At 62.6% G+C, this 18,446-nt stretch carries 17 protein-coding genes and 1 riboswitch; of the genes, 9 read left to right on the top strand and 8 right to left on the bottom strand.

Translation table 11 applies throughout. The features are described from left to right. Positions 1 to 61 precede the first annotated feature (61 nt). The 6 genes from ACIOU9_RS11695 to ACIOU9_RS11670 are packed head-to-tail and all read left to right on the top strand — an operon-like array spanning position 62 to position 4,709. Positions 62 to 778, top strand: coding sequence for a LysR substrate-binding domain-containing protein (locus tag ACIOU9_RS11695; protein ID WP_402696995.1), 717 nt, complete (start codon positions 62 to 64; stop codon positions 776 to 778). Positions 779 to 820: 42 nt separating this feature from the next. Beyond that, entirely contained in the window at positions 821 to 1,609 is a 789-nt protein-coding gene (locus ACIOU9_RS11690) for an enoyl-CoA hydratase/isomerase family protein (protein WP_402696993.1), read from the top strand. Between the two features lie 14 nt (positions 1,610 to 1,623). Further along, positions 1,624 to 2,289: an alpha/beta hydrolase gene (locus tag ACIOU9_RS11685; RefSeq protein WP_402696992.1), complete on the top strand. Its 666-nt coding sequence runs from the start codon at positions 1,624 to 1,626 to the stop codon at positions 2,287 to 2,289. Between the two features lie 9 nt (positions 2,290 to 2,298). Beyond that, entirely contained in the window at positions 2,299 to 3,198 is a 900-nt protein-coding gene (locus ACIOU9_RS11680; RefSeq protein ID WP_105662189.1) for a PfkB family carbohydrate kinase, read from the top strand. Then, the gene (locus tag ACIOU9_RS11675) at positions 3,199 to 3,993 is read left to right on the top strand and encodes an HAD family hydrolase (RefSeq protein WP_105658659.1); all 795 of its coding nucleotides are present in this window, start codon (positions 3,199 to 3,201) and stop codon (positions 3,991 to 3,993) included. Then, positions 3,990 to 4,709: a glycerophosphodiester phosphodiesterase family protein gene (locus ACIOU9_RS11670; protein ID WP_402696990.1), complete on the top strand. Its 720-nt coding sequence runs from the start codon at positions 3,990 to 3,992 to the stop codon at positions 4,707 to 4,709. Before ACIOU9_RS11675 ends, ACIOU9_RS11670 begins: the two co-directional genes overlap by 4 nt. A gap of 9 nt (positions 4,710 to 4,718) precedes the next feature. On the opposite strand, the gene ACIOU9_RS11665 is transcribed toward ACIOU9_RS11670, so the two are convergent. Beyond that, positions 4,719 to 5,696, bottom strand: a complete 978-nt coding sequence (locus tag ACIOU9_RS11665; protein ID WP_133833737.1) for a hypothetical protein — start codon at positions 5,694 to 5,696, stop codon at positions 4,719 to 4,721. Between the two features lie 92 nt (positions 5,697 to 5,788). Between ACIOU9_RS11665 and ACIOU9_RS11660 the strand changes: the two genes are divergently transcribed. Beyond that, the gene (locus ACIOU9_RS11660) at positions 5,789 to 8,971 is read left to right on the top strand and encodes an HAD-IA family hydrolase (RefSeq protein WP_402696988.1); all 3,183 of its coding nucleotides are present in this window, start codon (positions 5,789 to 5,791) and stop codon (positions 8,969 to 8,971) included. Positions 8,972 to 9,053: 82 nt separating this feature from the next. Here ACIOU9_RS11660 and ACIOU9_RS11655 read toward each other — a convergent pair whose 3' ends face one another. From ACIOU9_RS11655 to ACIOU9_RS11625, 7 genes are all read right to left on the bottom strand, one after another. After that, positions 9,054 to 10,460: a sugar porter family MFS transporter gene (locus ACIOU9_RS11655; protein ID WP_332498247.1), complete on the bottom strand. Its 1,407-nt coding sequence runs from the start codon at positions 10,458 to 10,460 to the stop codon at positions 9,054 to 9,056. A 214-nt stretch (positions 10,461 to 10,674) separates the two neighbouring features. Next, positions 10,675 to 11,958 (bottom strand): uracil-xanthine permease family protein, encoded by a 1,284-nt coding sequence (locus tag ACIOU9_RS11650; RefSeq protein ID WP_402696987.1) that lies wholly within the window; start codon positions 11,956 to 11,958, stop codon positions 10,675 to 10,677. A gap of 27 nt (positions 11,959 to 11,985) precedes the next feature. Then, entirely contained in the window at positions 11,986 to 13,410 is a 1,425-nt protein-coding gene (gene thiD, locus ACIOU9_RS11645) for a bifunctional hydroxymethylpyrimidine kinase/phosphomethylpyrimidine kinase (RefSeq protein WP_402696985.1), read from the bottom strand. Continuing rightward, positions 13,407 to 14,048 (bottom strand): thiamine phosphate synthase, encoded by a 642-nt coding sequence (gene thiE, locus ACIOU9_RS11640; RefSeq protein ID WP_402696984.1) that lies wholly within the window; start codon positions 14,046 to 14,048, stop codon positions 13,407 to 13,409. Before thiE ends, thiD begins: the two co-directional genes overlap by 4 nt. Further along, on the bottom strand, positions 14,041 to 14,835 hold the full coding sequence (thiM, locus tag ACIOU9_RS11635; RefSeq protein WP_402696982.1) for a hydroxyethylthiazole kinase: 795 nt from the start codon (positions 14,833 to 14,835) through the stop codon (positions 14,041 to 14,043). The genes thiE and thiM overlap by 8 nt, the downstream gene beginning before the upstream one ends. Further along, a riboswitch (TPP riboswitch) is annotated at positions 14,825 to 14,919 on the bottom strand. (Overlaps the previous gene by 11 nt.) 34 nt (positions 14,920 to 14,953) lie before the next feature. Then, positions 14,954 to 15,322, bottom strand: coding sequence for a GntR family transcriptional regulator (locus ACIOU9_RS11630; RefSeq protein WP_105658650.1), 369 nt, complete (start codon positions 15,320 to 15,322; stop codon positions 14,954 to 14,956). Then, complete coding sequence (locus tag ACIOU9_RS11625) at positions 15,319 to 16,656, bottom strand: hypothetical protein (RefSeq protein WP_041648256.1); 1,338 nt, start codon at positions 16,654 to 16,656, stop codon at positions 15,319 to 15,321. The genes ACIOU9_RS11630 and ACIOU9_RS11625 overlap by 4 nt, the downstream gene beginning before the upstream one ends. Here ACIOU9_RS11625 and ACIOU9_RS11620 point away from each other — a divergent pair. Next, the gene (locus tag ACIOU9_RS11620; RefSeq protein ID WP_041648259.1) at positions 16,643 to 16,873 is read left to right on the top strand and encodes a hypothetical protein; all 231 of its coding nucleotides are present in this window, start codon (positions 16,643 to 16,645) and stop codon (positions 16,871 to 16,873) included. The two genes, ACIOU9_RS11625 and ACIOU9_RS11620, sit on opposite strands and share 14 nt — an antisense overlap. A 64-nt stretch (positions 16,874 to 16,937) precedes the next feature. Next, the gene (locus tag ACIOU9_RS11615; RefSeq protein WP_105658648.1) at positions 16,938 to 18,371 is read left to right on the top strand and encodes an aldehyde dehydrogenase family protein; all 1,434 of its coding nucleotides are present in this window, start codon (positions 16,938 to 16,940) and stop codon (positions 18,369 to 18,371) included. Positions 18,372 to 18,446 lie beyond the last annotated feature (75 nt).

Raw genomic sequence — 18,446 nt, 5'->3', positions numbered from 1 at the left:
GGGCACCGGTTCACCGGTGCCCGCCTGCACCATTTAACCCGGCAGAGCGTAGGCTTAACCCGTGCAAAAACTTCGAATCGCCTACGCAACCGGCGTCACCCCCGGCAAATGGATGGACCGCTTCCAGGAACGCTATCCTGCCATCGAGCTGAAAGCGTGGCGCCTGGATGAGGGGGAAATCCTGGACCTGCTGGCCAATGGCGAGGCCGACGCGGTATTCGTGCGCTACCGCGGGGACTCGCCCAAGGACGCAACGCGCCACGTCATCCCGCTTTACGAGGAACTCGAAGTGGTCTGCGCGGGCAAAGACCACAACGTGGAGTACTTCGAAGAATCCGTTCCGCTGGAGACCGTAGAGTCCTTCCCGCAACTCGACTTGGCCGACTACCCGGAATCCGTGGGCGGCGTTCCGGTAGCGATGGAAGTTGTCGCTTCCGGAGCCCAGGTGCTGCGCACCACGCAGTCCATTGCCCGGCTCTTCGCCCGCAAGGACGTGGTGGTGCGCTTCATTGACGACGGTTCGCCAACCCAGGTGGGCATCGCCTGGCCTACCGCCACCGAAGACACCGCCTTGCTCGAAGAATTCATCGGCATTGTGCGCGGACGTACCGCCAGCTCCTCGCGCCAGACTTCGGTGCGCAACCAGGAGCAGAAGGCCAAGCGCGTCAATGAGCAGAAGAAGGCCAAGGCGAAAGCCCAAGCCAAGGCAAAACAGCAGGCCAAGAGCTCATCCAAGAAGCCGCAGGGTGCCAGGGCAAAGCCACGCAAGCACCGCTGACAATCCAATACGTGACGCGCGTTACGTGAGAGAGTTAGGGGTATGAAGCAATTCGATACCCTCAGCCTGAGCACCCAGCGCTCGGCCCTCATCCTGACCGTCAACCAGCCGAAGTCGCTGAACGCGTTGGCAAAAGAGGTCGTCAACGACCTTGAAGCCTTCCTGGACTGGTTCGAGGCCACCGGCTATGAATACCGCGGCGTGATCCTCACCGGTGCCGGCGAGAAGTCCTTTGTCGCCGGCGCCAATATCGTGCAGCTGCGCGAAATGGACCCGGCGGCGGCGCTGGCCTACGGGCGCCAGATGCACGCGGTCACCGAACGCCTGGAGAAGCTGCAGGTTCCAGTGATCGCCGCAGTCAACGGCTTCGCCCTGGGCGGCGGCTGCGAACTCGCCCTGGCTTGCGATTTCATCTACGCTTCCGAGACGGCCAGCTTCGGCCAGCCGGAGGTCAACCTCGGGCTGGTGCCCGGCTTTGGCGGCATGGTGCGCCTGCCGCGACGCGTCGGCAACGCGATGGCCCGTGAATTGGTTTTCACCGGCCGCCGAATCAAGTCCGAGGAAGCATTGCGCATTGGCCTGGCCAACCGCGTTGTCCCGGCCGGGGAACTGATGGACCAGGCCGTGGCCACCATCGAGGAGATCGCGAAGGTGGCACCGACGGCCGTTGGCAATGCCAAGGCCGCGATGGTGGACATGGACGCGCTGAACACCCATGACGCCCTGCTGGTTGAAGCACAGTCCTTCCAGCAGGCCTTCGGAACCGCCGACTCGGTGGAAGGCCGTGCCGCCTTCGTCGAAAAGCGCGCCGCGGTCTTCCCGGGCAACTAGCCGGGGCGCCGACCATGCACTACGGGGCGCACCCGGACCAGCAGGTCCAGTTCTACGAGCCGGAACGCACCACCGCTCGCGGAGCGGTGATGATCATCCACGGCGGATACTGGCGTGAAAAGTACACCGCTAGCCTTGGCGTGCCCCTGGCAGAGGATCTCGCCGCCCGCGGGATCCCTGCCTACAACCTCGAATACCGGCGTGGGCCGGGCAGCGCGGCGAGAATGCTGGCCGATGCCCGGCTCGCGCTGGGCCTGGTCAAGGAAGAAGGGCCGATCACGCTGATCGGCCATTCAGCCGGAGCGCAATTGGCCTGCGTGCTGGCCGCCCATGATGCACGGGTCTCCCAGGTGATCAGCCAGGCCGGGGTCCTGGACCTTGAAACGGCGCAGCGCCTGAAGCTCAGCGGCAGCGCAGTGGACGAGATGCTCGCAGGCGCGCCATTGGGCGCCTGCAATCCGGTGGAATTATGGCCAATGCATGCCCGTGTCGTAATCTTTCATGGACGGGACGATGGCGATGTTCCGGTAAGAATTGCCCGTATCGCAGCCCAGAAAGCGGCTGCGCTCGGACAGGAGCACAGCTTCTCGCTGTTCGCGGGAGACCACTACACCTGGATCGATCCGCACAGCAGCCAATGGGCTGCCTGCGTGCGTGCCCTGTCCCCACTGCATTACTGAAGGAGCAGCATGAACCCGACCGTGATCGGCGAGGCCCTCGTTGACGTCCTGGCCTCCGGCATTGCCCCAGCCCAGGAGTTCGTTGGCGGCAGCCCGTTGAACGTCGCGGTTGCGCTCTCCCGCCTGGGGTACCCGGGAACCTTGATTTCCCGCTGGGGCGCCGATGACAAGGGCCGCAAGATCGAGGATTACCTCAAGGACAACAACGTGGCATACCTGGGCGGAGCCGATGACCAGGCCACCGTCATTGCCCATGGCATCCTCGACCCGGCCGGCGGCGCGGCCTTCGCGTTCAACGCCTACTGGCAGATGCCGACCATCGGGCCGGAGCTGGCCCAGGATGCCGAGCTGGTGCACACCGGCTCCATCGCCACCCTGTTCAGCCCCGGAGAACTGCTGCCGCTGCTTTCGGCCGCGCGCACCCATGCCACCATCAGCTACGACCCGAACCTGCGCCCGTCGCTGGTCACCAACCATTCGCAGACCGTGGCCGAGGTCGAGCGATTCGTCGGCCAGGCCGACGTGGTGCGGGTCTCCGGCATCGACCTGAAGTGGCTGTACCCGATGCGCTCGGTCCAGGACTCGGCCCGTGCCTGGCTGGACATGGGTCCGGCGATCGTGGTGTCCACCGCAGGCTCGCGCGGGTCCTGGGGCGTCGTTCGCGCCGGCGACTCCGAATTCACTGCGCCGTCGGTGGAAGTCACCGATACCGTGGGTGCCGGCGATACCTTCACCGCCGCGCTGCTGTGCTGGCTGGCCGAACATGGCCTGATTGGCGCGGCCAACCGCGAAAAGCTGAACCAGCTGCAGATTGCGGAGCTTTCGCGAGCCCTGGAATTCGCGGCCATGGCCGCCGCGGTGACCGTGCAGCGTGCCGGGGCGAACCCGCCACGCCGCCAGGAGCTGTAGATGATCAAGCTGATCGCCTCGGACCTCGACGGCACCATTGTCGCCAAGGACGGCACCATCTCCGAACGCACCCAACGTGCCTTCATCCAAGCCCGCGACGCTGGCATCCAGATCGTCTTTGTCACCGGACGCCCCTTCCGCTGGCTGAGCCCGATCATTGAAGCCTTCGGCGGGATGGGCACGGTTATCTGCTCCAATGGCGCGGTGCTCTACGACCTGGAACAAGACGAAGTGATCTGGTCGCGCACGCTCAGCGCGGCTACCGCGCGGCGGGCGAGCGAAATCATCCTGGAGCTGGAACCGCGCGCGTCCTTCGCTGCCGAGACCACCAAGGGGCTGCACCTGGGTGAAGGCTTTGCCGACCGCCACCACAACTTCGGGGTGCAGGCAGTCCTGGATCTGGCTAGCGAGTCAATTGATTCCGAGGGCATCGTGAAATTCCTTGCCCGCTCCCAGCACCTGCCGATAGACAAGTTCTATTCCTCGGTTGAGCCGCAGCTGGCAGAACTGGTATCGGTGACCCACTCCGCCTTCGACGTTTCCCTATTGGAAATGGCTCATGTGGATATCCACAAGGCCACCACGCTGCATGAATACTGCCAGCGCCTGGGAATTGCCGCAGCTGAAGTGATGGCCTTCGGCGACATGCCCAACGACATCGAAATGCTCGAATACGCCGGCCACGGCTACGCGATGTCCTCCGGACACCCCATGGCGCTGGCTTCCGCCCGCTTCCGTGCACCCTCGCTGGCCGATGACGGGGTAGCCCAGGTCATTGAAGGCCTGCTGAAATGACCTACGCCTTTTCGCACCGCGGCGTACGCACGGGCAACGAGGAAAACACGCTGGCAGCCTTCCAGCGCGCCGCAGACCTGGGCATCACCCATCTGGAGTCGGATGTGCACGCCTCCGCCGACGGCACGGTCTACCTGTTCCATGACCAGAGCCTGGACCGGGTAACCGACGCGAGCGGGAATTTCAACGACTTCACCGACGAGCAGCTGGCAACGGTGCGGGCCGGCGGGGAACCGCTGTGCACGCTTGATGAACTGCTCGACGCGTTCCCGCACGCCACACTGAACCTGGACGTCAAGGACGAGCACGTGATCGGCCCGCTGGCCGAGCTCATCGAGCGCAGGAAAGCCCATCGGCAAATTGCCCTCGCGTCCTTCTCCACGGCACGCAGCGCCGCGGTCGGCCACCTGCTTTCCGCTCCGATACGGCGCTCGCCGGGTCAACGGGAAATTGTCGCCATCTGGCTGTGCGCCCACCTGCTGGGCTGGGTTCCCAAGCGGCTGCTGGCAGGCTTCTGGGCGGTCCAGGTGCCGCTGAACCAGGGCATGCTGCCGGTAGCGACCCGTCGATTCATCAAGGCGGTCCACCGAGCCGGCGCCCAGGTGCATGTCTGGGTCATCAACGACGAGCCGACCATGCGGCTGCTGATGGAGCGCAAGGCCGACGCCATCATGAGCGATGACGCGGCCTTGCTGGCCAGGGTTCTGGGCTCTTGAACTGCGGCCCTAGGAGATATCCAGGGTTCCCAAAACGGTCTCGGCGTGCTCCTGCAGTTGCTCGTCGCTGGCATCCAGGAGCAGGCGCAACCAGGTCTCGTGCTGCGACAGCGGCGCAACCAGGCAGGCTGGATTAATCAGGTCGTACAGCTCATCTGCTGAGCCGTAGGCAGAGAACTGGTCCAGGTACGCGAAAAGCACCTTCATCACTCGCTCATCACCGGTATCGCAATCCCACGCTTCGCACATGGCGGCCAGCGGCGTGTTCAGGGATGAGAAGGGGTGAGCCCAGTGCGCGGAGGACAGATTCAGGATGCGGCCGTGGTCTCCGGCCTCGGCAGGAACCACCACCTGCGACAGATCGAAGTTGCCCTGCTCGATGCTCAACGGCACCGCACCGGCATGAAGGGCAGCGGTGGCCCTCCTCAACTCATCGAGATGCGAAACCATCTTGTCCGCCATGGATCCATCCAGGTACAGCGGGTGTGCCGGGTCCAGGGACACATGCATCATCAGCGCCTGCTCGTACTGCTCGGGCAGGAACTGCGGGTCCACCACGGTGACCCCGGAATCAAAGAATTCTTCCTCGTGGCCCATCAGTGCGACCTGAAAGGAACCGAGCGAGGCCATGGCCAGCTCCCAGTTCTCCACCGAATCGCCCAGATCCGCCAGGGTGTGCCCGAAATCCGGGCTGAGCATGTAGCCGGCGATCCGGTCGATAGCCAGTGGCATCACCACGCGATCGGGCAGCAGCTGGCCGGCAGCGACCGTGATCGCTGGTTCCGAAGCCAGCCCCGGAGCGTTGGCGCTGAAGATCAGATCTGCGGCACCGGTCTGAACCGCCGCCTGGATCTGGTGCAAATCTGCGGGCCAAAAATCCGGTCCTGCGGTGCGCTGAATGCCATATGCCTCGCACGCAGCATCGATCCACTCGGCGGTTGCCTCACGCCAGTCTTCGCTATTCCATACATCTATCCACTGAGCCACATTCTTATCGTAGTATGTCGAAGCAAGCGCGTTCAGTTGCTACGGTAAGGACTACGGCCAGTAATTCGCTCCTCTTTCGAAGGATTTCGATTGTGAACGCTTTTCGTCCTGAGTACCGACATCGTGATTACAAGGCCGTCCTCTTTGATCTGGATGGCGTGATCACTCCTACCGCGTTGCTGCATCGCAAGGCGTGGGAAGAACTTTTCACCACCTTTTTCGACAAGCACCCGGGCGTGGCCCCATACACTGCCGAGGACTATTTCAACCTGCTTGACGGCCGTCCGCGTTATGACGCGGTGGCGGCCACCCTCGAATCCCGCGGCATCAGCTTGCCCCGCGGGGATGAAAGCGATCTGCCGGGGGAGGGCAGCATCTGCGCGCTGGGCAATATGAAGAACGAAAAGTTCACCCAAGTGCTGCAGCGCGACGGGATCGACCCCTATGCCGGCTCCGTGGCCTACCTGCAACAGGTGCTGGATGCCGGGCTGGACGTCGCGGTGGTGTCCTCCTCGCGCAATGCCAGCGTGGTACTTGCTGCCGCAGGACTGGCCGAGCACTTCCCATTGGTGATGAGCGGCCAGGAAGCTGCTGCGCGCCGGCTGGCGGGCAAACCGGCCCCGGACACGTTCCTGGCTGCCGCCGCCGATCTGGGTTGGCGTCCGGAAGAATGCGCCGTCATCGAGGATGCCACCAGCGGGGTGAGGGCAGCGCGTGCCGGAGGCTTCGGAGTCATCGGCGTGGCCCGCGAAGGCAATGAGGCCGCCTTGCTGGATGCAGGGGCCCATTTTGTGGTTCATGACCTTTCCGAACTGGTCTCCGAGCAAGCAGCCAAGGCCTGGGAAGAGGACTCCTGGTCGCTGTGGCGCGGGAACCAGCGAGACAGCGATGGCGCCGAAGACACCGTTTTCTCCCTGGGCAACGGTTTTCTGGGTGCACGGGCTGCGCAACTGGGTCTGGGGGACCAAGGAGGCGGCACATTCATCAACGGGCTGCATGAGACCTGGGAAATCCGCCATGCCGAGAGCGCCTTCGGGCTGGCCGAAACCGGACAGACCATGATCAGCGCCCCGGATTTCCGGACCATGCGCGTGTTCATCAATGACGAAGCCCTGGAAGTCGGCCGCACGGAGATGCTGCGTGATGAGCTGCGCCTGGATTTCCTTGACGGGACGCTGACCGCGCACACCCTGTGGCGAACTGCCGAGGGGCACCGGGTAGCCGTCACTGCCCGCTCAATGATTTCCTTCACGGATCGCCACGTGGCGCTGCAGGACGTGCACGTGCGCCTGCTCGATGCTCCGGCGCAGGTGCTGATCCAGTCTTCGGTCATCGGGTACCGCTCCAGCCGGAAGGTGGCTTCCCCGGAGGAAACCGATGCCGGGGTTCCTGCCGATCCGCGCAAGAGCGAGGAAGCCAGGGCCAACCCGCTGCATCCGGCGGGCACCCACCGCGATGGCGCCCGGCTGGGCATCTCGTACCAGGTCTTCGGATCCGGGATGTCGGTAGCAGCAATGGTGGAGCACGAGGTGGCCACCACTGGCGGAGCGCAGGCGGAGCTGTCCGTGGTCCGCAAGGTGGACGATGACCGCGCCGATGAAGTGATCAGCACCAGGCTGGAAGCCGGGCAAGGCGTGCGCGTCTCCAAGTACGCGGTCTACCACTCCTCGCGGCGCCATCCTGCCCAGGAGATGCTCTTGCGTTCTGAGCGGGCCTTGGAGCACCTGGTGCCGTTGGGGATTGACGAGCACTTCCGCACCCAGCGCCGTTTCATGGCCGACTACTGGGACCGCAGCGATGTGGTGGTGGAGAGCGATGAGCCCGAGCTGCAGCGCAAGATCCGCTGGAACCTGTTCCAGCTCGCCCAAGCTGCCGGACGTGCCGACGGCCTGGGCATCAGCGCCAAGGGCGTGAGCGGCAACGGCTATTCCGGGCACTATTTCTGGGATACCGAAATCTATGTGATGCCGTTCTTGACCTATACGAACCAGCAGTGGGCGCGCAACACGCTCCGCGCCCGGGTCTCGATGATTCCTGCAGCGACCCGGCGGGCGCTGATCATGAACGAGGAAGGCCTGCTCTTCCCGTGGCGCACGATTAACGGCGAGGAAGCCAGCGCCTATTATCCGGCTGGCACTGCGCAGTACCATATCAATGCCGACGTGGTGTATTCGCTCAACCGGTACCTCGGGGTCATGGAGGATGACGAGTTCCTGCTGGCCGGCGGCGCCGAAATCCTCGTGGGAACTGCGCGCATGTGGGCCTCGCTGGGGTTCTGGCGTGGCGAGCAGGGCAATGAGTGTTTCCATATCCATGGGGTCACCGGGCCCGATGAGTACACCGCGGTAGTCAACGACAACCTCTACACCAATGTCATGGCGCGCTTCAATTTGCGCCGCAGCGCCCAGCTGCTGGCCGAAATGGCCCAAGAGCATCCGCGCGAGTTCGCGCAACTGGCCAGCAGGCACTCATTGGAAAACGAGGAGATCGCCCTGTGGCTCAAGGCCGCTGATTGCATGCACATCCCGTATTCCGAAACGGTCGGAATCCACCCCCAGGACGAGCATTTCTTGAACCGCGAAGTCTGGGACCTGGCCAATACCGGTGCGGATAAGCGGCCGTTGCTGCTGCACTACCATCCGCTGGTGATCTACCGCTTCCAGGTCATCAAGCAAGCCGACGCGGTGCTGGCTTTGTGGCTGCGTTCCAGCGATTTCACCGCCGAGCAGAAACTTGCGGATTTCAACTACTATGACCCGCTGACTACGGGCGACTCGACACTGTCGGCGACAGTGCAATCGATTCTCGCCGCCGAGGTGGGCTACCGCGATCTTGCCTGGGAGTATTTCGAGCACGCGCTGAACGTGGATCTGGAAAACCTGCATGGCAATACCGCTGACGGCGTGCATGTGGCATCGACCGGTGGCGTCTGGTCGGCGCTGATCTACGGCTTCGCGGGACTGCGCGACGATGACGACCAGCTGCGCTTTGATCCGCGGCTCCCGGAGAAATGGCGGGCCCTGCGCTTCAACCTCGGGTGCCGGGGCATGAGGATTTCCGTGGGCTTGCGGGCTGAAGCCATTGATTTCACCCTGCACGGAGCCTTCTCCCGTCCGATCTGGGTGCGCGGCCAGCAGGTGGACCTGCAGCCGGGGCAGACAGTCAGCGTGGCGCTCGCCGGCCAGGGCCCGACGCTGGAAGGGCGGCCAAGCTTGGAGCATGTGCTCTCGCTGCAAAGCGACGTCGGCGTGGATGTGCCCAACAAGGCCTGGTAAGCATCCGGGCACGCAAAAGGAGGCAGGAACCATCTTGGTTCCTGCCTCCTTTGCGCAATCCGCAATGCCCTGCGGGTGGTGCCTAGAGGGTCATCTCCTCGAGTTGGCGCCCCTTGGTTTCCTTGACCAGGAAGATCACGAAGATCAGGGAAAGCAGCGCGAAGAATGCGTAGATGCCGTAGGCCAATGCCAAGCCTGCCTCGGCGAGGGCCGGGAAGGTGGTGGAAACGGCGAAGTTGGCGATCCACTGCGCCGAGGCTGCCACTCCGAGTGCCATGGCGCGGATCGAGTTCGGGAAGATCTCGCCGAGCAATACCCATACGGCCGGACCCCAGGTGGCGCCGAAGCCGACCACGAACAGGTTGGCCGAGACCAGGGCGACGATGCCCCAGCTGCCCGGCAGCGACACGGCGCCGTCGATGGTGACCGACTGCGCGAACGCTACCGCCATCATGCCCAGCGACACGGTCATGATGGCTGAGCCGATGGTGAGCAGCAGCTTGCGTCCCAGCACGTCGATCAGAAGCACCGCCACGATCGTTGCCAGCACGTTGGTCGCCGAGGTGATCAGCGAAATCGTGAAGGAATCCGATTCGGCAAAGCCGACGGACTTCCACAGCGTCGTGGAGTAGTAGAAGATCACGTTGATGCCGACGAACTGCTGGAAGACCGAGAGCAGGATGCCGACCCACACCAGCGGGTGGAAGCCGAAGCGGCCCAGCAGGTCCTTGAAGACCTGGCGGCGCTCGATGTGCACGGTGGAGCGGATCTCTTCGATCTTCTTTTCGGTATCCGTGCCGGCGTTCATGCCCATATCGCGGGTCAGCACGGTAGCTGCTTCAACGAAGCGGCCGCGCTCGACCAGGTAGCGGGGAGATTCGGGCAGGCGCAGCGAGAGCAGGCCGTAGAGCACTGCTGGAACCAGCAGCGACAGGTACATCCAGCGCCAGGCCGCCAGGCCGAACAAGCCGACGGCATCCGCCGAGCCCATGACGAAGACCAGCAGCGCGCTGACCAGGAAGGCCACGAAGATGCCCAGCACGATGGCCATCTGCTGCATGGTGCCCAGGCGTCCGCGATGCGCGGCCGGGGAGACTTCGGCAATGTAGGCAGGGGCGATCACCGAGGCGAAGCCCACGCCGATGCCGCCGACAATGCGCCAGATGATCAGGTCGGTTACGCCGAAGCACAGGCCGCAGCCGATGGCTGATGCTGCCAGGAGGATGGAGGCGAAGAGCATGGTGCGCACGCGTCCCACGCGTTCGGAGACCACACCCGCTATCCAAGCTCCCAGTGCTGCGCCGAGCAGGGCGCAGGAAACGGTGAATCCGATGGTTACCGCGTTGAGCCCGAATTCGTGCTCGACAGCGTCCACGGTGCCGTTAACGATTGATGAGTCATATCCGAAAACGAACCCACCCAATGCCGCCCCGAGGGCGATGAAGATGAGTCGCGCGGAGAGTTTTCCGTCTGATGTAGTCGCAGTCACAATGAGCCATGCTATCGGATTCGAGAGCCGCAGAATCCCGATTTCCCGATTTTTTATGGGAGATCGATCACAAATTGGAAGGAGTCCTTACTTCAAGACCGGGGAGGCCCAGTGCGCGTCGCCGGTTCATGACTGGCCAGCTCCCGAATTCTTGGCAAAAAAGCAGGCCGGCATTGCGAGTTATCGCGATGCCGGCCTGCGGGGAATTTATTTGCTAGCTATCCGCAGGCTTCTGCGAGTCCGCCAAATCGTTGCCGCGCATCTTGGCGACGATACTCATCAGGTGGAAGACCACCAAGGTGGCGATCGAGCCCAGGGCGATGCCGCCCAGCTGGAGCTGGCCGAAAGCGATTTCCTTGGTCACCGCAATGGCGATAATCAGGCCGGTGCCGGCGGTCATCAAGTTGATCGGGTTGCCGAAATCCACCTTCGCCTCGATCCACAGGCGCGCGCCGACGATGCCGATCATGCCGTAGAGCACGATGCCCAAGCCGCCGATCACGCCTTCTGGAATGGTGCCGATCAATGCGCCGAACTTCGGCAGGAAGGCCAGGGCCACGGCCACAATCGCAGCGATCCAATAGGCCGCGGTCGAGTACACGCGCGAAGCGGCCATCACGCCGATGTTCTCGGCATAGGTGGTCGTGGCCGAACCGCCGCCGAAACCGGCGAGCACGCTGGCAGCGCCATCGGCCATCAGCGCACGGCCGTTGAACTTCGACAGGTCGCGATTGGTCATCACGCCCACGGTGCGCACATGGCCGATGTTCTCGGCGATCAGCACGAACACCGCAGGCAGGAACATCAGCGCAGTGTCGAAGTGGAAGGTCGGGGTGTGGAATTCTGGCAGTCCGATCCACTCCGAGGCAGCAACCGCCTTGAAGCTCACCTGCCCCTGGGCCAGTGCAACAAGGTAGCCGCAAAGAAGTCCCATGAGGATCGACAGCCGGCCCAGCAAGCCCTTGAACGCAACGGTCGCGACCACGGTAAAGATCACCGTGAGGAAAGTGGTCAGCGGGAACTCGGTCATGGGAACCAGCGTTGCGCTGGCCAAATTCAGGCCGATGAGCGCCACGATGGTGCCCATGACCACCGGCGGCATCAGGGCGTGGATCCAGCCGGTGCCGGTCTTCTGCACGATCAGCCCGACAACGAACAGCAAGGCCCCGGTCATCACGATGCCGCCCAGCGCGCCGGACATGCTGTGCGACTGGGTGGTCGAGAGGACCGGGGCAATCATCGCAAAGGACGAGCCGAGGTAGCTGGGCACCTTGTTCCTGGTCATCAGCAAGAAGATGACGGTGGCCAGGCCGGTGAACAGCAAGGTCGTGGTGACCGGGAAGCCGGTGATGGTTGGCACCAGGATGCTGGCGCCGAACATCGCCAGGATGTGCTGGGCTCCGATGGAAACGGTCTGCGGCCAATGCAGCCGCTCATCCGGGGCAACTACCTCACCTGGGGTGATGGTCCTGCCGTTGCCGTGAATGCTCCAACTCATGATTCCTCTTCCCGGGCCCTGCGGGTTTTAGGCCGTAGAGAAGTCTACTCGGTTCTCGTGCGCCTGCGCGAAGAAAGAGCGCTCATGTTCCGCCGAGCGGATGAAAGCGGCCTCCATGCGGGCCCGCAGCTGCGGATCTGCCTGCTCGAACGCCTGGCGGACCATTTCGATGGCCTGCTCGGTGGCGGAATCGAATTCCTCGGATGCATAGGTTTCCAGCCATTGCCGATAAGGATGCTCGGCATGGTTGGCTGCCGACAACCGCTTGCCGATGTCCTGGTACAGCCAGTAGCAAGGCAGGATCGCGGCAATCAGCTCCCCGTAGCTCTCCTGGCTGGCGGCCAGGTGGTTGGTGTAGTTCAGCGTGGTGGCGCTGGGCGTATCAGCGAACTCGTCCAGGTAGCTGCCGTGCAGCTGCAGCTCGCCATCGAGGATGCCGTTGGCGCCACGCGACCAGAAACGCTGGGCACCGAGATCCGGCGCCATCGAGCTGGCCAGCGAAAGCACCTTGGCATAGCGCAGCAGATACAGCGCATCCTGGGCGATGTAGTAGTGGAAGTCATCCCGGTCCAAGGTGCCCTCGGATAGCCGGGTGATGAAATCCAGCTGGTCGATTTCCTCGCGGATCGGCTGGATCTTCTGCCACCAGTCGCCCATGGGATCTGCCGTGCCGAAGAAGTCGATGAAGTGGTTGACCGGGCCGTGGCCGCTGCCCACCTGCAATTGGTCGGCCGCTGCGATGGCCTTGGAGAGGTAGGACTTGGACTGCTCCAACGCGGCGATCCAATCTCCAGTGGCAGCGAAGCGGGTAGCCAGAGTGCTGGAAAGGGTGCAGCCGGTGCCGTGGGTGTTCCTGGTGGCATGGCGCGGGCCGTGCAGCTCCAGTTGCACCCCGCCCGCCGACACCAGGGCATCGGGGCAATCCGCCCCGGCCAGGTGCCCGCCCTTGGACAGCACCAGCGTGCCGTGCTTGGCAGCCAGCCGCTGGGCCTGGCGCAGGGCTTCGTCCCAGGAAGGGGCCACAGGCTCGCGCAGCAAGCTGGCCAGCTCCAGCAGGTTCGGGGTAATCACCGTGGCGCGATCCAGTAGCGAATCAAGGGCGGATTCGTCGTCGAGCAGGCGATCCCCGCTGGTCGCCACCATGACCGGGTCCAGCACGACGGGGGCGTCAACAGTTTCCAGCCAGCTGGTGACTGCGCGGATCACCTCGGCGTTGGCCAGCATCCCGATCTTGATCGCATCGATGCGGATATCTGTACTCACGGCTTCGAGCTGCGCGAGGACGAAATCGCCGCTGATCGCCTGAACTCCGGATACCCCATGGGTGTTTTGCGCAGTCAAAGCGGTGATCACGCACATTCCGTAGCCGCCGTTGGCGGCAATGGCCTTCAGATCCGCTTGGATTCCGGCGCCGCCGGAAGGATCGGAGCCTGCGATGGATAGGATGTTCATTTCGAGGCCTCCCAGGCTGCGACCAGCTGCGCGCTGGCAAGTTGCGGATCTTCGGCGTTGCAGATGGCGCGGACCACGGCCAGGCCTGCGCCGCCGCCGGCGCGGATCGCGGCGGCATCGTCTTGGGTAATTGCGCCGATCGCTACGCAGGGCAGCTTGGCCAAGGCAGCGGCTCGCGCAAAGCCGTCCAGCCCCAGGGGAGCAGGATGGTCTTTTTTCGTCGGAGTGGCGCGGATGGCTCCTACACCGAGGTAGTCGATCACCGAGGCGTCCTTGTTCGCCTGGGCCAATTGCTCATCGCTGGAAGCACTCAAGCCGATGATGCCCTCGCCGATGATCTGGCGAGCCAACTGTACCGGCACATCTTTTTGCCCGATATGGATGCCGTTCACTGCTGCGCCAGCAGCCCGTGACGCGAGGTAGACGTCAATGCGGTCATTGATCAGCAACTGGGCTTTGCCCTCGGTGAGCTTGGCAGCCGCGCAGGCCAGCTCGAAGAATTCCCGGGCGCTTTCATCCTTGGCGCGCAGCTGGATCCACCCGATCCCTCCGGCGACGGCGCCCTCGATAACTTCCAGGGTGCTGCGTGGGGTGCAGCTGGCAGTGTTGGCTACTAGATAAGCGCCGTAATTATGCATGGTTCAATTCCTCGTACTTCAAAGTCTTCAGTTCCCCGGGATCGGCAGCCGACAGCGCATCAAGGAAGGCAACTGCGAAGCTGCCCGGACCGGAGCTGCCAGCCAGGGCCTTTTCCGCGGCCAGGCCATAGAAACCGTGGGCTGCGATGGTGGCCTCGAACGGGTCATCGTGGACCGCAACCATCCCGGCGCAGACCGCGCCCAAGGCGCAGCCGCCACCTGTCATCCGGGTCAAGCCAATTCCGTTGGTATGCACCAAGACGGTACGCGCGGCGTCGATGATGGCGTCAGCCTGGCCGGAAATGGCCACTACGCAGTCGTGTTCCGTGGCCAGTTCGCGTCCCGCCGCCAAGGCGGCAGAAACCTCATCCAAGGCATCGACACCGCGCGAAGCAGATTGCCGGCCGGCCAGGGCCAGGATTTCCGAGGCGTTGCCGCGAATCAGGGTCGGGCGTTGCCGGACAATGCGCCGGGCAAACTCCGTGCGCACCGGAAGCGCTCCCACTGCCACTGGATCCAGGACCCAGGGGGTGCCTGCAGCGCTCGCCGACTGCACAGCTTCTTCCATGGCGGTCAGCTGTTCAGTGCTTGGAGTTCCCAAATTCACCAATACGGCTGAAGCTGCCTTCGCGAATGGGCCGGCCTCTCCGGGCAGATCCGTCATGGCCGGGGAAGCCCCGGATGCCAGCAAGACATTGGCGGTGAAATTGGATACGACGGTATTGGTCAGGCAAAAAACCAAAGGTGATTGTTGCCGGTATTTTTGGGCAACTGCATGCAAAGCCATGCGACATCCCTCCGCTAGCGTGAACTAGATCAGGTTCTACGGGTCTTATCTCAGTCGGTTGATCCGACACCCCGTGTCACTGCCATAGAGCGTACGCACAACCGGTTCCGAGGACAAGTTACTTACGCTCGCGCCGCGCCACCAAGGCCTTGAGCGTGGCCGCATCCACCTTCTGCGCGGCCGCCAACGCCCAGAGGTGATCCACGGCGGCCAGGAGATCTTCACTGGTATCCACCGGCTGCGGCCGCTCGTTGACCACTGTGCCGGCACGGCGCCGGGAGGTGATCAGCTCTTCGGCTTCCAGCTCCTTGTAGGCGCGCGCCACTGTACCGGCAGCGACGCCGAGGTCCGTGGCCAGCGCACGCACAGTAGGCAGCTTGCTTCCCGAGGGCAGATCGCCCAAGGAGATCAGTGAAGCAATCTGCGAGCGGATCTGCTCATAGGGCGGGGTAGCTGCTTGGAGGTCAACACTGATCTGCGTGCTCATGAAGTAGCTGCCGGCTGATGTTCCCGCACGAAGGCGCTACCGGGGCGCTCTAGGAAAATGACTGCTGGGACAACGAAGATAAGCAATGCAAAGAGTCCCAGCCCGGCCGGGAATCCGTAGCCAATGAGCAGCATGGCTACCACTGCACTGGTGTTAACACGCATTGAACGCAGTTCCAGGACCTTGCGGTACCAGATTTCTTCGGCCGACGAGACAGCCCAGGGAATAATTGCCCGGCGGGAGAACCAGACGAATCCAAGATGGGTTGCCAGCAACAGCAGGATCAATCCTGCAACCATTGTCTTGCCTGGAGGCACGAAGCCCCACAAATAGTCCAGCGGCGGATCGAGCAGAAAATAGGTGCTGGTGGCAAACAGCAAGCCAGCGGCGATGTAGGACCACAAGGGCAGGGGCGCGTGGTACTTGGGTGCTGCAGACGCCTGCCGGGCCACCGTGCTGACGTAGCTGAGATAAAGCGCATTGAGAACGGCATAGCTCAAAGCCGCACCGGCAAAGATCATTAAGATCCACGTAGTTCGCTCATTGGTAGGCATCTGGAGCTCGTCATCCAGTGGCAAGAATGACCAGCCGATTGCAACGCTGAGCAAGGTGAGTGCTGCAGTTACGTATTGCAAGGTGAATAGTTGATCACGCAAACGCGAGAAGGCGGTCCGTTCCCTGGTGGTGGATTGAGCTGAGAATGTAGAGCGCGGTCCCCAGAAGAGCAACGTGAGGGCGACCGCAAGGGCGCCATAGCTAACGAACTCGTACTGTCCATCCGGCGAATTAGCCTGCGAGTAATTGACCACCGACACGGTGAAGGCCAGCAAGACGATGCCGATATTGCGCATCAAGCGGTTGAGCCAGACTGTGCGCAACGCTTGGTTGTCTTCGGCCGAGATGCCGGCCAAGGCAGGTCTTTTCAGGATAACTACGGTAATCACAGCCGCGGCCACGATGATCCCTGCCAGGGCCACGATGAATACCGGGAGCATCTGTGTGCCCGGCAACCGCCCATCATACGGACCCTCCGACGTGTATGAATAGATGCCGTCAAAATCAAAGGTCGTGAATTCCGAGGCCGGAACGCCAACGAGCCCTTCGACTTTGGACGCCGGCCACAGGGAGCCGACCGCGATCAGCAGCAAAAGCCCAACGAAAGCCCCTAGGGCCTTGGGAAACGGAGTTGTCAGGCTGCGGGCCTCTAATGAAGCGGTGCGCACTGGCTGGAGTTCCTTGGGCCAAGTGAACAAGCCGATGAGGTAAACCAGAAGAACCCAGATCCCCGGAGTGAGTGCTTCAGCGAGAGCCGAACCTGAATTGGGCTCGGTCATTGAAACGCGCCAGGTCTCAGACAAATCCCATGAGGTTGAAGCAAAGAATGCGATCAATGCGCACCAGAACGAGTGGGATCGGGCCCGGTCGATAGCTGGTGTTCCACGCCTGTGCGCCACCGAACGCAACCAAACGCAGATGATTGCGGCAACGAAAGCGATGGATATGGCGCTCGCCGAGAACTGGTTCATGGAAATCAATGTATCAACTATTTGATACATATTGAATCCTCTGGCGAATTAAACGATGAAAAATAGTCCCAGTGACGTACGCTCAAATCATGGGTCTGTTTACTTCCACTCCGTTGCCCGAACCGGTCGGTGATTCCGCACCTCCGGTGGACGAGCATCCATCGCGCATAGCAACAGTTCTGAGTCATTTGCGGCGTTCTGCGGACACGCGGATCACGCATCCGCGACGCTTCCGCCTGCAGCAGCTCAAGGCACTGGAGAAGATGCTGGAAGAGCATCTGGAAGACTTCGTCCAGGCCTTGGCTGAGGACTTGGGCAAGAGTGCCACCGAAGCCAAATTCTCCGAAATCGACGTGGTGCGCGCGGAAATAGATTTCGCCCAGCGCCACCTCGTTGAGTGGATGGATTCCACCAGTGTCAAGGTTCCGCTGGCCTTGCAGCCAGCCATGGCCAAGGTCGAGCCGCGCCCGCTGGGGGTCGTGCTGATTATCGGAGCCTGGAACTATCCGGTTCAGCTGGTGCTCGCACCGCTGGTCGCGGCCATTGCTGCCGGCAACGCTGCGGTCATCAAGCCATCCGAGCTGGCTCCTGCGACCTCAGGCGCCTTGGCCAAGTTCCTCCCGGTCTACCTCGACGAACGGGTTTACGCGGTAGTTGAAGGCGGCGTGGATACCTCCACCGAGTTGCTTGCCGCCCGCTGGGACCACATTTTCTACACCGGCGGCGAACGCGTGGCCAAGATCGTGGCTGCCGCGGCCGCGAAGCATCTGACGCCTACCACCTTGGAATTGGGCGGAAAATCGCCGGCCGTGGTGGAGAACGATTCGTTGGCTTCCGCGAAGCGCTTGGCTTACGCCAAGTTCATGAATGCCGGCCAGACCTGCGTGGCGCCGGATTACGTATTGAGCGTGGGCGACTCGTCTGAGCTCATCAGGCGCCTGGGCCAGGCCATCACCAGCTTCTACGGCAAGGAACCGCTGACCCATCCGGACTTTGGCCGCATCGTCAGCCGCAAGCACTTTGAGCGGCTGCTGTCGATGTTCGAGCAAGGCGAGGTGGTTTTCGGCGGCGAGTACGACGAGGATACCCTGCGCATCGCGCCGAGCATCATGCGCAATGTGGACCTCGAGGGAAGTTTGATGACCGAAGAGATTTTCGGTCCGATCCTGCCGGTGATCGAAGTGGAAACCTTCGAGGAAGCCCTCGAATTCATTGCCCGGCGGCCGTCGCCGCTGGCCGCTTACCTGATGAGCGAAAGCCCGCGCCTGCAGTCGATTTTCTCTGATCGGGTGCGAGCCGGCTCCATTGTGCATAATGCTCCGTTGGCCCAGATGATCGTTCCAACCCTGCCTTTCGGCGGTGTGGGACCGAGCGGAATGGGGGCCTACCACGGCAAGCACGGGTTCGAACGGCTTTCGCAGATGCGCTCGGAATTCAACAAAACAACCGTCGTTGATACCCTGAGCGCAATATATCCTCCATATTCATGGGCCAAGCGAAAGATTATTGATCGCTTACTGTAGCGCGGTTCATAGCTTTATGGCTTGTCAGGGTGCTTGGATTGATAGGTTGGAAATTTTCAAGCATCAGGAGATGTA

It is taken from the genome of Glutamicibacter sp. NPDC087583 (assembly GCF_044743685.1).
Lineage (GTDB): Bacteria > Actinomycetota > Actinomycetes > Actinomycetales > Micrococcaceae > Glutamicibacter.
Note: the sequence above shows the minus strand (reverse complement) of the source record. Positions and strands in the feature narration are given on the sequence as shown.

Excerpts from the sequence above, each read along its gene's own strand:
- ACIOU9_RS11690 (WP_402696993.1), top strand. The coding sequence starts at position 821 with ATGAAGCAATTCGATACCCTCAGCCTGAGCACCCAGCGCTCGGCCCTC.
- ACIOU9_RS11680 (WP_105662189.1), top strand. The coding sequence starts at position 2,299 with ATGAACCCGACCGTGATCGGCGAGGCCCTCGTTGACGTCCTGGCCTCC.
- ACIOU9_RS11650 (WP_402696987.1), bottom strand. The coding sequence starts at position 11,958 with ATGAGTTGGAGCATTCACGGCAACGGCAGGACCATCACCCCAGGTGAG.
- ACIOU9_RS11625 (WP_041648256.1), bottom strand. The coding sequence starts at position 16,656 with ATGACCGAGCCCAATTCAGGTTCGGCTCTCGCTGAAGCACTCACTCCG.
- ACIOU9_RS11685 (WP_402696992.1), top strand. The coding sequence starts at position 1,624 with ATGCACTACGGGGCGCACCCGGACCAGCAGGTCCAGTTCTACGAGCCG.
- ACIOU9_RS11630 (WP_105658650.1), bottom strand. The coding sequence starts at position 15,322 with ATGAGCACGCAGATCAGTGTTGACCTCCAAGCAGCTACCCCGCCCTAT.
- ACIOU9_RS11675 (WP_105658659.1), top strand. The coding sequence starts at position 3,199 with ATGATCAAGCTGATCGCCTCGGACCTCGACGGCACCATTGTCGCCAAG.
- ACIOU9_RS11615 (WP_105658648.1), top strand. The coding sequence starts at position 16,938 with ATGGGTCTGTTTACTTCCACTCCGTTGCCCGAACCGGTCGGTGATTCC.
- thiE (WP_402696984.1), bottom strand. The coding sequence starts at position 14,048 with ATGCATAATTACGGCGCTTATCTAGTAGCCAACACTGCCAGCTGCACC.
- thiD (WP_402696985.1), bottom strand. The coding sequence starts at position 13,410 with ATGAACATCCTATCCATCGCAGGCTCCGATCCTTCCGGCGGCGCCGGA.
- thiM (WP_402696982.1), bottom strand. The coding sequence starts at position 14,835 with ATGGCTTTGCATGCAGTTGCCCAAAAATACCGGCAACAATCACCTTTG.
- ACIOU9_RS11670 (WP_402696990.1), top strand. The coding sequence starts at position 3,990 with ATGACCTACGCCTTTTCGCACCGCGGCGTACGCACGGGCAACGAGGAA.